The organism is Paenibacillus agaridevorans, assembly GCF_018604145.1.
Classification (GTDB): domain Bacteria; phylum Bacillota; class Bacilli; order Paenibacillales; family Paenibacillaceae; genus Pristimantibacillus; species Pristimantibacillus agaridevorans.
The window spans coordinates 4,982,084-4,995,462 of sequence record NZ_CP075889.1 but is presented as its reverse complement, the minus strand read 5'-3'; the positions used below and the strand labels follow the sequence as shown (position 1 = coordinate 4,995,462).

Here is a 13,379-nt window from a genome sequence, read left to right as displayed (position 1 = left end):
ACTGTAAATCCCTTTAAGCTGTCTCCGCAAGATGAGAGTAAATTTATAGCTAAACTTTACCGGGCGCAGCTTGGAGAATGGGCTATACTTAATCTATTGGAAGGTTAAGGTTGGATGACATGGAAAGCAGGGGACGAAGATGGACGGATCGTTGCGTGAAATGATGGAGAAGTTGGCAGACATGAGAATTGTAGGCCGAGTGGAGGAGCTGGCTGCCGAGGCAGTTAAAGGAACGACGGAGGGGCAAGTCTATATACTATCCCGGAACGGAGCGGCGTCGTACGTTCTAAAGCTCGAAGAGGCCGAATATACGCGGGAAACGGCGCAATTCCTTAACCGCTACGCAGAGGCTTCCTTGTTGCCTAAGCTGCTACATGTGGATCAGGAGCATCGTTATTTGCTGTATGAGTATCAGCATGGAACGACGCACGTCAATCGCGGCGGCAAAAAGGATTGGATGAGCGAGCTGGCGCGAGGTCTGCTTAATCATTATACGCCGGAAAAATCGTTCCAAGGATATGGAAGACCGGATTCGCCTTGCGAGTCGTGGCGCGAATTCAACGGGAGAAGCCATGCTTTCGCGTCGGAACGGATTGGCGACTGCCTGCCTGCGAAGGACCATGAACTGGTCGAACGAGTATGGAAGGAGAAGCTTCGGGACTGGGGCCAGGAGGATAAGTACTGGCTGCACGGCGATACCGGCGTTCATAATTTCGTATTCGACGAGGACAAAATGACAGGCGTTATCGACCCGTCGCCGATCGCCGGGCCGATTGTTTACGATTTTACTTACGCGTTCTGCTCGTCTCCGGACGATTTGAACGTCGAGACACTGCTGGGCGCCTACAATGCTTTGAACATACGGACGGCCGAGCCAAGAGAGGTTATTCTTGAGACGGTGTTTCAGCTCTATTGCAGAATCGCGATCTGTCTCATGCACCATCCGCAAGATTTGCCTGCTTATTTGGAAGCGTGGCCTCTATGGGCGGTCATGGCAGAAGAACTGACAAGTTAGCGTTGTTGCTCCCCGATTGGCGCGCAGCGAACAACCGCCCCCGGACATGGCTAGCTTAGCGCTGCAATTCCTCCAGCTCCAGCGTGACGGGGCAATGGTCGCTGCCGAGAATATGGGCGTCGATGCCGGCGTCCTTGACGAGCGGGACCAGCCGCTCAGACACGAGGAAGTAATCGATCCGCCAGCCAATATTGCGTTCGCGCACCTTCGGCATGAAAGACCACCAGGTGTATACGTCAGAACGATCCGGATAGAGCCGGCGGAACGTATCGGCGAAACCGGAATCCAACAGGCTTGTCATGCATCCGCGTTCTTCCGCGGTGAAGCCGGAGTTGCCGTGGTTGGATTTCGCGTTTTTGATATCGATCTCGGCATGCGCGACATTTAAATCCCCGCATACGACGACAGGCTTCAGCTTGTCCAGTTCGTTTAAATAACATTTGAATCGCTCTTCCCATTCCACCCGGTACTCCAGCCTGGAGAGGTCGCGCTTGGCGTTCGGCGTATAGACGGTAACCATGTAGAACTGTTCGAACTCCAGCGTAATGATGCGGCCTTCCGGCTCTTCGTCGGTCTCCATGCCGTAACGGACGGAGATAGGCTTGTATCGCGTGAAGATGGCGGTGCCGGAGTACCCTTTTTTTTGCGCGTAATTCCAGAATTGGTAGTATTCGTCCCCCAGCGGCAGCTCGATCTGACCTTCCTGCAGCTTCGTCTCCTGGAGGCAGAAGATGTCCGCGTCCATCTCCTTGAAGTAGTCCAGGAAACCTTTGCCGACGCAAGCCCGAAGTCCGTTCACGTTCCAAGAAACCAATTTGATGCCCATCGTTATTTCGTCTCCTCGCCTTACTATAGTACTTCAAAAATATCAAATCGCTGCAAGAGATACAACCTATCTCCGAGAGTTTATGATAGAATGGGGGAACGTACGTTTGTCAAATGGGAGAAAGTAGGAAGTGAGGATCATGAACAAAACAACAAAAGCCGGCGGGATGAAGGTGTATGCCGAGTTATTGGGGCAATATTTGTTCCCGCACCGAGGCTCGCTGATCGCTCTGACGCTGCTGCTGTTCGGCTTGATCGGCCTGCAGCTCGCCAGTCCGCAAGTCATTCGCTATTTCATTGACACGGCAGGCTCGGACGAGCCTCTGGAAAAGCTGATGTACGCAGCCCTGCTATTTATCGGCTTCTCTATCATGCAGCAGATCATCGCGATCATATCGACATATGTCGGCGAAAATCTCGCATGGAAAACAACGAACAAGCTTCGCGGCGATCTTGCGGAGCATTGTTTGCGACTGGATATGGACTTTCATAAGTCCAATACGTCGGGCTCGCTTATCGAGCGTGTGGATGGCGACGTCAACGCTTTGGCCAATTTTTTCTCCAGCTTCATTATCCATCTTGGCGGCAATTTGCTCCTTATGATCGGTATCATCGTCCTGCTGTTTCTCGAGAACGTCTGGATCGGAGCCGGCATGCTGCTCTTCGTCGTGTTCGCGGTGTTTATCGTGCAGCATATCCGCAAATACGCCGCGCCGGTGTGGCGTGATTGGAGAAGCATTAACGCGGAGTATTATGGCTTTACCGGAGAGCATCTGGAGGGGACGGAAGATACGCGGGCGAACGGCGCTTCCGGCTACGTCATGGGACGATTCTACGGGCTGATTCGCCGCATGCTGCCGCTTAGACAGAAGGCCTTCCTCGGTTTCGCGTCGATGTGGATCACGACGATCATCGTATTTGCGCTCGGCAACGTTATGGCGTTCGTCATCAGCGCATATCTGTGGAAGACGGGAGCCATTACGATCGGCACCGTATATTTGATCTTTTTCTACACGGAGCTGCTGGCCAAGCCGATCGAGAAGATCCGGACCCAGATCGAGGATCTGCAGAAGGCGGACGCCAGCATGCATCGCATTCGCGAGTTGATGGCGATGGAGTCCGGCATTAAGGACGGTCCCGGCGTCAAGCTTGCGGAAGGTCCAGTTGCGGTATCGTTTAACGGGATGTCGTTCAGCTACGGAGAGTCCCCGACCATCAAGGGTCTCAATCTTGATTTGAAGCCTGGAGAGGTGTTGGGATTGCTAGGGCGTACAGGCAGCGGAAAGACGACGATCGCGAGATTGCTGCTGCGCTTCTACGATCCTCAGAACGGGGCAATCCGCCTTAACGGAACCGATATTCGGGATATGAAGTTATCCGAGCTCCGTAGCACGGTCGCGATCGTTACCCAGAATATCGAGATCATTCAAGGCACGGTCCGCGATAATCTGACCTTCTACGATTCATCTATTACAGACGAAGCGATTTGCGCCGTATTAGAAGAGCTTGGACTCGGGGATTGGCTGCGCTCGCTTAAGGATGGTCTGGATACAACGCTCGATTCCGGCGGCGGAAGCATGTCGGCAGGAGAGGGGCAACTGCTCGCGTTCGCGCGCGTCTTTCTGCAGAACCCGGGCCTTGTCATTTTGGACGAGGCGTCATCCCGCCTTGATCCGCTCACGGAGCAGCGGCTGGAGAAGGCTGTGGACAGGCTTCTTCAAGGGCGGACATGCATCATTATTGCCCACAGGCTGTCCACGATTCAGCGCGCGGACCGAATTGCCATTATGGATGGAGGCGTGCTGGCGGAGAGCGGAGATCGCGAAAAGCTGGCGGGCGATCCTTCATCGCGGTTTAGCCGCATGCTTGCAATTGGATTGGAGGAGGTGACGGCTTGAGCACATTCACCTATATGATGCGTTTGATCGGCTATCGCAAGAGCTGGTACATCGCCAACGCTGTTCTTTGGACGATTATTTATTTGATGCCGATTTTTCCAGGCCTCCTGACCAAAGCGTTTTTTGATTCCCTTGTATCTGATCAGCCTGCGGAGTTTGGCGTAGGTTTGATCGTTATGCTGCTTATTGCCGCTGCTCTTGCCCGCAGCGTGTTTATCTGGTTCGGCTTTATTACGGATGTGCAATTCCGCTTTCGAATCGGCATGCTCATTAGGCGGAATCTGCTGGAGCATGTGCTCAAGGAACCCGGCGCCAAGGCGATTCCTTGCTCGCCCGGCGAAGGGATCAGCTACTTCCGCGATGATGTGGATCAGACGGAAGAGGCCGTCAGCTGGTCGGTAGACGTATTCGGGATGACGTGCTTCGCCGCGGTATCCTGCTATATTCTGATCGGGATCGATGCGGGCATGACCTTGCTCGTTTTCCTGCCCCTTGTGCTCGTAGTCATCGCGGCGCAGCTGGCGACGGCCAGACTGCAAAAGTACAGAGAGGCGAGCCGGGAAGCAACGTCCAAGGTTACCGGGGCGATTAGCGAGATGTTCGGCAACGTGCAGGCCATACAAGTGGCCGGCGCGGAGGGACGCGTCGTCGACCGCTTCCGGGGACTTGGAGAGAATCGCAGGCGCACCATGCTGAAGGACAAGCTGATGACCGAAATGCTGGACTCCATCTTCTCCAATACCGTTAACATTGGCACAGGATTGATACTGTTGCTGGCTGGACAGAAGATGAGGGGCGGGGAATTCACGGTCGGCGATTTTGCGCTGTTCGTCTATTATTTAACGTTCGTTACCCAGTTCATTTCCAACTTCGGCAAGTTTCTCACGTACTTCAAGCAGATGGGCGTGGCGCTGAGACGACTAACCTTTATGCTGCAGGGCGCTCCGGCCTCCGTTCTGACGGCGCATCGGGCGCTTGGCTTGGAGAGAAAAGGCGCGGTCATCGATCATGCGGTCAGCCCAGGAGGCGAGTCTTCGTCTTCGGTTGTCGGGTCCGCGCTTGGAGGAAGCGCCGGCGTAGCTTCGTTCGAGCAGCTTGAGCTGCTGGAAGCGACGGGCTTGACTTACCGCTATCCGGAGACGGGGAGAGGAATCGAGGATATTATGCTGCGGCTGCCCAGAGGCTCCTTTACGGTCGTGACAGGACCGATCGGCTCCGGCAAAACAACGCTTGCCCGCGTCCTGCTAGGGCTGCTGCCCAAGGATGGCGGCATCGTGCGATGGAACGGACGGATGGTAAAGGGGGAGCTCGGAGACTTCTTTATCCCGCCGAGAAGCGCCTATACCGCACAGGTACCAAGGCTGTACAGCGATTCGCTGCGCGAGAATATTCTACTCGGCCAGCCCGACGATGAAGTCAAGCTGGATCGCGCCTTGCGCACGGCCGTCATGGAGGACGATCTGGCGAAGTTTACCGATGGGCTTGAGACGACGATCGGCCCGCGCGGCGTTAAGCTGTCCGGCGGACAGGCGCAGCGTACGGCTGCGGCACGAATGCTGGTACGGGAGTCGGAGCTGTTCGTCTTTGACGATTTGTCCAGCGCGCTGGACGTCGAGACGGAGGAGAAGCTATGGGATCGGCTGTTCGGCGAGCGGGGGGATGCCACCTGCCTTGTCATTTCCCACAGAAAAGCTGCTCTTGCAAGAGCCGATCACATTATCGTCCTTCAGGACGGCAAAATCGAAGCGGAAGGCACCGCGGAAGCGCTGCTTGAGTCCAGCGATTCGTTCCGCAAGCTGTGGCATGGGGATTCGGAGCAAAATCAATCGTAATCATACGGATTTGGAGGGAGTTCCCTATTTATTTCTGCGCCGAATTACGTTAATATAAATTTAACATTGATGAATGATGCGAGGAACCGTCTTTATGACGGTTTTTCTTTTTTTGAAACGGTATCGATCAGGGAGTGTGAGTGAAACATGAATGCAATTTTAGATATATATCGTCGTTCGCCTTTCTGGGCGACCTTTGTTCTTATCATGTTGAAGATGGTCTTATTCCGTCAATTTAACTTCGGAACGGTGCAGATCGATCGTCTGCTTGCGGACGCGGCTGCCGTTCTTGTCATTTTATGTATCGCGGAGCTTCTTACGACAAGCCGCTGGAAGCCCCTCGTATTCGGGGCGGTTAATGGACTGCTTGCGTTGGTATTGTTCGCTTGCACCGTATATTTCTCCTTCTTTGGAAGCATTCCGACGTACACGGCACTGAGCGGTCTTGATCAGGTGGGGCAGGTTGGAGACAGCGTTAAGTCTGCTATCAACCCCAAGTTTTATTTGTTGTTCCTCGATCTCGTGGTCATGATTGCATTAGCGCTGATCGCCATGCGCGGCAGAGCATCTAAACAAGGAAGCAGCGGAGCGGGCAAGCCGCTTTATGTCGGCATTGCGCTTGTCGTGGCGTTAGGCGCGTCGGTTTTGTACATCCGCTCTGACCTGCACATCTCCAACGAGCTGGTGCAGGCGCAGCGTCTTGGCGTTCTGAATTATCAAGTAGCTACGGCCATTAAAGAGCGCAAGGAAAACCAGGCGATTAAGGACGGCGATCCCAATAAAACCGCGGAAGCGCTCGCCGAACTTGTGGGCGGACATTTTGGCGCGGAAGCGACGGAAGCAGGCACGCCGAAGCTGTTCGGCGCGGCCAAAGGGAAAAACGTCATCGTCATTCAGCTGGAATCGTTTCAGGATATTATGGTCGGCTTGACCGTTAACGGACAAGAGGTGACGCCGGTTCTAAACGACTTGATCTCCGATGAAGGCAGCTTCTACTTCAACAACGTATTTCAGCAGATCGGTCAGGGCAATACTTCCGATGCCGAATGGAACGTCAACACGGGCATCTACCCGACAGGCACGGAAGCCATGTCCAAGGGCTACGGCGACCGCGCCGTGCCGGCACTGCCCAGACTGCTTGCGTCCGAAGGTTACGTAAGCAACACATTCCATGTTAACGATGTCACGTTTTGGGATCGCAATCAAATGTATCCCGCGCTGGGTTTTACGAAATACTATGATAAACCCGCTTTCAACAATGATAATTTTAATGCGCTCGGCGCATCGGACGAAGAAATGTACCAGGTCGGATTCGACGTGCTTAAGCAGCATCATGAGAAAGGCCAGCCGTTCTACGCCCAATTCATAACGACATCCAGCCATAATCCATTCTGGGTGCCGGCCAAATTCAAGCATATCGAAATTCCGGCTTCCCTCGAGAAGAAGCAACTCGGCTATTACATCGAAGCGACGAACTACACGGATTATGCGTTAGGTCTGCTGATTGAGAATCTGAAGCAAAGCGGAATGTGGGACGACACCATGCTTGTCGTCTATGGCGATCACTTCGGTCTGCAAACGAAAGAGAATCCGACCGAATTCGTCGAAGAAGAGCTCGGCATCAAATATGATGACCGGATCGGCCGCTTTAATATTCCGTTTTTCGTTCATGTGCCGGGCGTGCAAGGCGAGACCTCCGATCAAGTCGGCGGCCAGGTCGACATTATGCCGACGATAGCGAATCTGCTTGGTCTCGATCTCAAGGAGAAGGGCGCAACCGTCTTCGGCAAAGACTTGATCAATACGACGCGGAATGTCATCGGCATGCGTTATTATTTGCCAACAGGATCATTTTTCAACGATGATATTTTGTTTGTCCCGGGCGAAGGCTTCGACGACGGCAAAGCTTACGATATCGAAACGATGGAGCCCGTCGCGGACTTCAGCCAATATCGACAAGATTACGACTATATCCTTAATCTTATGAAGCTGTCCGATGAATACGTGAAGCTGCTGCCAAAGCGATAATCTTATGCATCGCGGCGATAACAAAAGCAAGCGCCTGTCCCTGGGGGGATGGGCGTTTTTTGCATCGTAACGAGAAAGGCGACTGAGACAAGGAATCAGCAAGTAGCGATTAGAAAGCTTGTAGTGTTAAACTAAAATAAAAAAGCGAGTCTATGAAAACAATAGACTTGGCAGAATGGGGGCAGAGCTATGCCGCATGAACATAACGTCAGCGGTACGGGGGTAAGCGGACTGGACGTAGAGGCGATCCTGGCGGGGCATCGCCGCTGGTTCGAACGCGGAGAGACAGCGGACGCCGCGTTTCGCATCGAGCAGCTGCGCAAGCTAAAGGGAGCGATCGCGAAGCATGAAGCGGCGTTGTTTCGAGCGCTGTACAAGGATCTGCGCAAGAGCGAAGCGGAAGCTTTTGCAACGGAGATCGGCCTCGTGCTGGGCAGTATTACGTATATGATAAAGCATATCCAAAGGTGGATGAAACCGCGCAGGGTGAAGACGCAGTTGACGTTGTTCGGCAGCCGCAGCAGGCTGGTCTATGAGCCTTATGGGACCGTCCTTATCATCGGACCGTTCAACTACCCCGTCCAGCTTGTGCTGGAGCCGCTAGTCGGCGCGATCGCCGCGGGCAACTGCGCGGTCGTCAAGCCGTCCGAGGTAACGCCGCATGTGTCGGCCGCGATAAGAGAGCTGATCGCGGACACCTTCGATCCCGCCTACGTAAGAGTCGTGGAGGGAGACAAAGAGGTGACTTCGGCGCTCATCCATGCGCCTTTCGACTATATCTTTTTTACCGGCAGCACGGGGGTGGGGCGCATCGTGATGGAAGCCGCGTCCCGCAATTTGACGCCGATTGCGCTCGAGCTGGGCGGGAAAAGTCCGGCCATCATCGACGCGACGGCCAATCTGGAGCTTGCGGCGAAACGAATCGTCTGGGGCAAGCTGATCAATGCGGGGCAGACCTGTATCGCGCCGGATTATCTGCTCGTGCACGAGTCGGTAAGGGAGCGGCTGTCGGAGCTGCTCCGGAACTCCGTGCGGCAGTTCTACGGCGACGATCCCGCAACAAGCGAGGATTATGGGCGAATCGTAAGCGAGCGGCAATACGACAGGCTTGCGGCGATCATAGAAGCGGACGGGAAACGCGTTGTATGGGGAGGCCAGCGAAACCGGAGCGACCTGTACCTGGCTCCGACGCTGATTGACGCGGGCCAGGCTTCCGAGGACGGGAAAGGCGTCGCGGCGATGGAGGACGAACTGTTCGGTCCGATTCTTCCCATGCTGACTTTTGCTCACCTGGAAGAGGCAATCAACTTTGTTCGCGGTCGCAGCAAGCCGCTTGCGCTGTATCTGTTTACGGAAGACGCAGCGGCGGAACGCGAAGTGATGGGCAGGCTTTCCTTCGGAGGCGGCTGCGTTAACGACACCTTGTCGCATATCGTCAACCACCATCTTCCTTTCGGGGGAGTCGGCTCCTCCGGCATCGGCGCGTACCATGGCAAGCACAGCTTCGAGCTGTTCTCCCATCGGAAGAGCCTGCTCAAGCGCACGACGCGTTTCGAGCCGGGCTTCCTGTTCCCGCCCTACAAAGGGAAGCTCAAGTGGGCAAGGAAGGTCATGAAATAAGCCATAGAAGACGAAACGCAGCCCCATGCCGTTTCGTCTTTTTGGCGTTCGCGCATGTCAGTCAGTTGTGTGGATGCCGCACGGCCTGTCTTCCCAACCCTTCTTCCTCCTGCTATAATGTTGAGCATCTTGGGAGGAAGGTGGCGAAGTTTTGGAATCCACGTATGCTATTCTGCTTGTAGACGATCAAGTAATCGAGACGGGGACGATACGCACCATTATCGAGAATTTACGCTTGCCTCTACACGTATCGACCGCTTCGAACGGCGAGGAAGCGTTGGAATTGCTTCGTTCCGACAGCTTTGACATCCTGTTTACCGATATTAAGATGCCCCGCATGAACGGCCTCGATTTGGCGCGTCACGCCAAACTGCTTAATCCGTCTGTTCAGCTTATTATATACAGCGCCTTCGGCGAGTTCGAATACGCCAAGGAAGCCATCGACCTCGGAGCCATCCACTATTTGCTGAAACCGCTTGATCTAGAAGAATTTGCTGCCGTCATGGACAAGGCGATCGAAAAATGCCGGAAGCACCGGGAGCTTCAGGCCTCGGGCTTCGATGACCGCTCGTCATCCGATGAGGGTGTGCAAAGGGGAAGCGAACTTCCAACAGGGAGCGGATCCGACGAGAACACGCGGAAGGTGGTCCGTGACGTCCAGGCGCTTATCCAATCCCGCTATGGAGATTCCGGACTTAGCGTGGATTATTTGGCCTCGGAAGTTTTTCTTTCCGCCAGCTATCTCGGCCATCTGTTTAAAAACCATACGGGCCAAAACCTGGGAAAATACATCATTGCGGTACGGATGGAGAACGCGAAGAGACTGCTCGCGACGACCCATACGAAAATCGCCGAGATTGGCCAAGCGGTCGGTTACCCCAATCCCTCTTACTTCTCCATGTTGTTCCGAATGCAGTTCGGCTGCACGCCCGTGCAGTACCGGGAACAAGGCGAGCGGCCATGAGAGGGCTGCTTCGCGCGTTTCGCGACATGCCTCTCCGCCAGAAGCTGATTTTGTCCTATTGCATCGTCATCATTCTGCCGCTTAGCGTTCTCGGCGTTTATTCGTACGGGAGCGCTAACGAAGATTTAAAGCGCCAACTGAACACGTCGGCGGTGACGGCGGCCAATCAGCTTTCCTCCGAGCTTGGCTACCGGTTCGAGCGGCAGGAATACCCCATCAAATCCATCGTCTTTAACCCTAAAGTCATAAATGCCGTTACGAACCGCGAGATCGACGTCTATCAGTTCGCCGTGGAAATGAACGAGGACGTGGAGCCGATCTTCTGGAACTATCTTTTTTTTATGTCCGAAATGAAGGAAATCGTCATTTATTCGGAGAACCGCCAGTCTCCATTCGGCAACTTTATTCAGCCGGCTTCTCTAGTCCAAGAGGCGAAGTGGTACAAAGAGACCGTCCTTGAAACGGCAACACGCTGGTGGAGCGACGGCGAGAAGCTATTTGCCACGCGCAACATTTACGAACCGGGACAAAGCATTCGCCAAGGCATCCTGTACATCGAATTCGATTTCGATCGTTTGATAAACGAAGTGATCGGGAAAGTGGGCGGAGACGACCGCATCGCGATAGAGAGCCATACCGGAGACGCCATATTCTCGACGTTTAAACAGGACGAAGGAGAATCGGCGGGCGATGGGGATTATTTGAGCTATCGCAGGAGCATCTCCGATTCGGGCTGGTCCATGTTCTATTATGCCAGCACAAGCCATATCGGAGAGCGAACGGAGGATATTCTAAAGGCGACCTTCGTAATGATCGTCATCTGCGTTGCCGTGTTGTTCGTCATTGTGCTGCTTTTCTCCCGCACGCTCCTGCATGGACTCATGAAACTGAACGAGAGAATGAAGCGGGTGGAGGAAGGCGAGCTGGACATCATGGTTTCCGCGGCGTCCAAGGATGAGATCGGACAGCTGACGAATCGGTTCGGCCATATGCTCAGGCAGATCAACGTGTTGATCGAGGAGGCGTACGTCAACCGCATCGCCCGAAAGGAAGCCGAACTGGTAGCGCTGCAAGAGCAGATCAAGCCCCACTTTCTGTACAACTCGCTGTCGCTGATCAATTCGCAGGCGATCGGAAAAGGGGCGTTCGAGGTGAGTCGAACCGTCACGCTGCTTGCCAAATTTTACAGGACGGCGTTAAACAAAGGAAGGGAACAGATTTCCGTTCGGGACGAGCTCACGATGGTTCAAACTTACGTCGAAATCCAACAAATCATGTCCGGGCACGCTTTCGAAGTCGTGTACGAGCTGGACGAGACTATCTTTCGGCATGCGATGATTCGGATGATCCTGCAGCCTCTGGTCGAGAATGCGATCGACCACGGTCTTAAGGAGAAGCTTGAAGGAGAGCGGCTCCTTACGCTCAAGGGCTACAAGGACGGAGAAGATTTGGTGTTCGAGATACGCGACACGGGCGTGGGAATCGAAGAGGACGAGCTTATGCGATTGCTGTCCGAACATTCGCCGGGTTACGGCCTTCGGAACGTCCGGGACCGGATTCGTCTTTCCTTCGGCGAGCCTTACGGGGTATCCTTATCAAGCGAAGTCGACAAGGGCACAACCGTCACGGTCCGCATGCCGCTGAACGCTGACGCCTCACTTTAGCGATTTTCTGATAGATATCGATAAAAGCTTATATATCCGGCCTTATTGTCCCTGTCCTATACTTAAGTTGCAGAAAGAAACAGCGATGCCCGGGATCGCAACTTCCAATTCGAACATAAAAAGGGATGTGTGCCGTACGTGAAAAAAATGATGTTTACCGTCGTATCCATGCTGCTGGCAGCCACTACGGTCTTGGCCGGCTGCGGGTCGAATAATCAGCCTGCTTCGCCGGATACGGGTCAGAACGGCCAAGAGGCCGGAACGGGTTCGTCCAAGGAGCCGAATGAAACGGGCGCCAAAACCAAAGTTCGTCTCTCTTATTGGAACAAAGAAGAAAGCATGGCATCTTTGCTGGCCTTGATCGAAGAGAAACTGCCTAACGTGGATCTGGAGTACCAGTTCATTGACGCGACGCAATATGACACCATCATCAAGACGCAATTGGCCGCCGGCGAAGGGCCGGATATCGTCGGCGGATTAATCGACGACACGACGGTAAAGCTGGGCTACTTCGAAGATTTAACGGAGCGGTTCGCCGGCAAGTACCACGATTCGGGTACTTCCTACGTCACCTTCGAAGGCAAGCTATACGGACTTCCGCAAGCAAGCTGGTTCAACGGCGTGTATTACAACAAGGATTTATTTACTCAATATGGTTTGACGGTTCCGACGACGCTGGACGAATATTTTGCCGTCGCCCAGACATTCCTCGACAACGGCATCAAACCGCAAGCCATCGGGCTCAAAAACGCGAACGTCGCCATGCAGTCCTTCATCGCATTGGCGCTGAACGACTATATTGGCACGGCGGAGGGCAAGGACTTCGACGAGGCGTTCCGCAAGGGCGAAGCGACGATGAAGGAAGCGTTGCTGCCGGCTCTCCAGACGTGGACGCAGTATCTGGAACGAGGCATCTTTACCAAAGACATGCTCGGCTTGGAAGAAGAACAGGCGATCGACGAGTTTACGAGCGGCAAAGCGGCCATGTTCCAATCCGGCCCCTGGTATATGGACACGTTTAAGCAGAAAAACCCCAACATGAACATCGGCATGTTCCCGAATCTGGGGACGAAAGGCGGAGCGGGCTGGATGGTCGGCGGACCGGGAGTCGCGTTCGGCATCAATGCCAAGTCGAAGGTCAAAGAGGCCGCGTTCGAAGTGCTGGAGCTGCTGTCGACTCCGGAAGGGCAGCAGGCATACTGGGAAGACAACAAAGGCGGTTCCTCCTACTTGAAAGGCGTCGTGTTCGAGATGCCGGAAGAATACGCGGATGCCCAAGCCGCATTCGAGCAGGGCAACGTGTATTTCCCTCCTAACGGCTGGGGAACGCTGCGCAATCCCATCATCGACGAGCTCGGCAAAATGATTCAGGCCGTCGTCGGTGGGCATGCAACGCCGGAGCAGGCGCTGGAATCAGCCGACAAAAAAGCCGAATCGCTTAGAAACAAATAAAACACGGGGAGGCGGCGTCAAACGACGGTGCGCCTCCCTTTTTATTACACCCCCTAGAATGGATCAGGAAAGGAAGCGAAC

The 13,379-nt window shown here is 54.3% G+C and carries 9 protein-coding genes; 8 read left to right on the top strand and 1 reads right to left on the bottom strand.

What is annotated here, in order from left to right; all coding sequences use genetic code 11:
* Window positions 1–139 precede the first annotated feature (139 nt).
* On the top strand, window positions 140–1,015 hold the full coding sequence (locus KJW29_RS20345; protein ID WP_214625936.1) for an aminoglycoside phosphotransferase family protein: 876 nt from the start codon (window positions 140–142) through the stop codon (window positions 1,013–1,015).
* Window positions 1,016–1,070: 55 nt separating this feature from the next.
* On the opposite strand, the gene KJW29_RS20340 is transcribed toward KJW29_RS20345, so the two are convergent.
* On the bottom strand, window positions 1,071–1,835 hold the full coding sequence (locus KJW29_RS20340; protein ID WP_214631230.1) for an exodeoxyribonuclease III: 765 nt from the start codon (window positions 1,833–1,835) through the stop codon (window positions 1,071–1,073).
* Between the two features lie 145 nt (window positions 1,836–1,980).
* Here KJW29_RS20340 and KJW29_RS20335 point away from each other — a divergent pair, with 145 nt between their 5' ends.
* From KJW29_RS20335 to KJW29_RS20305, 7 genes are all read left to right on the top strand, one after another.
* Window positions 1,981–3,738 (top strand): ABC transporter ATP-binding protein, encoded by a 1,758-nt coding sequence (locus tag KJW29_RS20335; protein WP_214625935.1) that lies wholly within the window; start codon window positions 1,981–1,983, stop codon window positions 3,736–3,738.
* Window positions 3,735–5,570, top strand: coding sequence for an ABC transporter ATP-binding protein (locus tag KJW29_RS20330; RefSeq protein ID WP_214625934.1), 1,836 nt, complete (start codon window positions 3,735–3,737; stop codon window positions 5,568–5,570). Before KJW29_RS20335 ends, KJW29_RS20330 begins: the two co-directional genes overlap by 4 nt.
* 147 nt (window positions 5,571–5,717) lie before the next feature.
* A complete protein-coding gene (locus tag KJW29_RS20325; protein ID WP_214625933.1) occupies window positions 5,718–7,598 on the top strand; it encodes an LTA synthase family protein in 1,881 nt (626 codons plus the stop codon).
* A gap of 189 nt (window positions 7,599–7,787) precedes the next feature.
* Entirely contained in the window at window positions 7,788–9,218 is a 1,431-nt protein-coding gene (locus KJW29_RS20320) for an aldehyde dehydrogenase (RefSeq protein ID WP_214625932.1), read from the top strand.
* A gap of 151 nt (window positions 9,219–9,369) precedes the next feature.
* Window positions 9,370–10,182: a response regulator transcription factor gene (locus KJW29_RS20315; RefSeq protein WP_214625931.1), complete on the top strand. Its 813-nt coding sequence runs from the start codon at window positions 9,370–9,372 to the stop codon at window positions 10,180–10,182.
* Window positions 10,179–11,846, top strand: coding sequence for a sensor histidine kinase (locus KJW29_RS20310; protein WP_214625930.1), 1,668 nt, complete (start codon window positions 10,179–10,181; stop codon window positions 11,844–11,846). The genes KJW29_RS20315 and KJW29_RS20310 overlap by 4 nt, the downstream gene beginning before the upstream one ends.
* A 147-nt stretch (window positions 11,847–11,993) precedes the next feature.
* Window positions 11,994–13,298, top strand: coding sequence for an ABC transporter substrate-binding protein (locus KJW29_RS20305; protein WP_246608870.1), 1,305 nt, complete (start codon window positions 11,994–11,996; stop codon window positions 13,296–13,298).
* Window positions 13,299–13,379 lie beyond the last annotated feature (81 nt).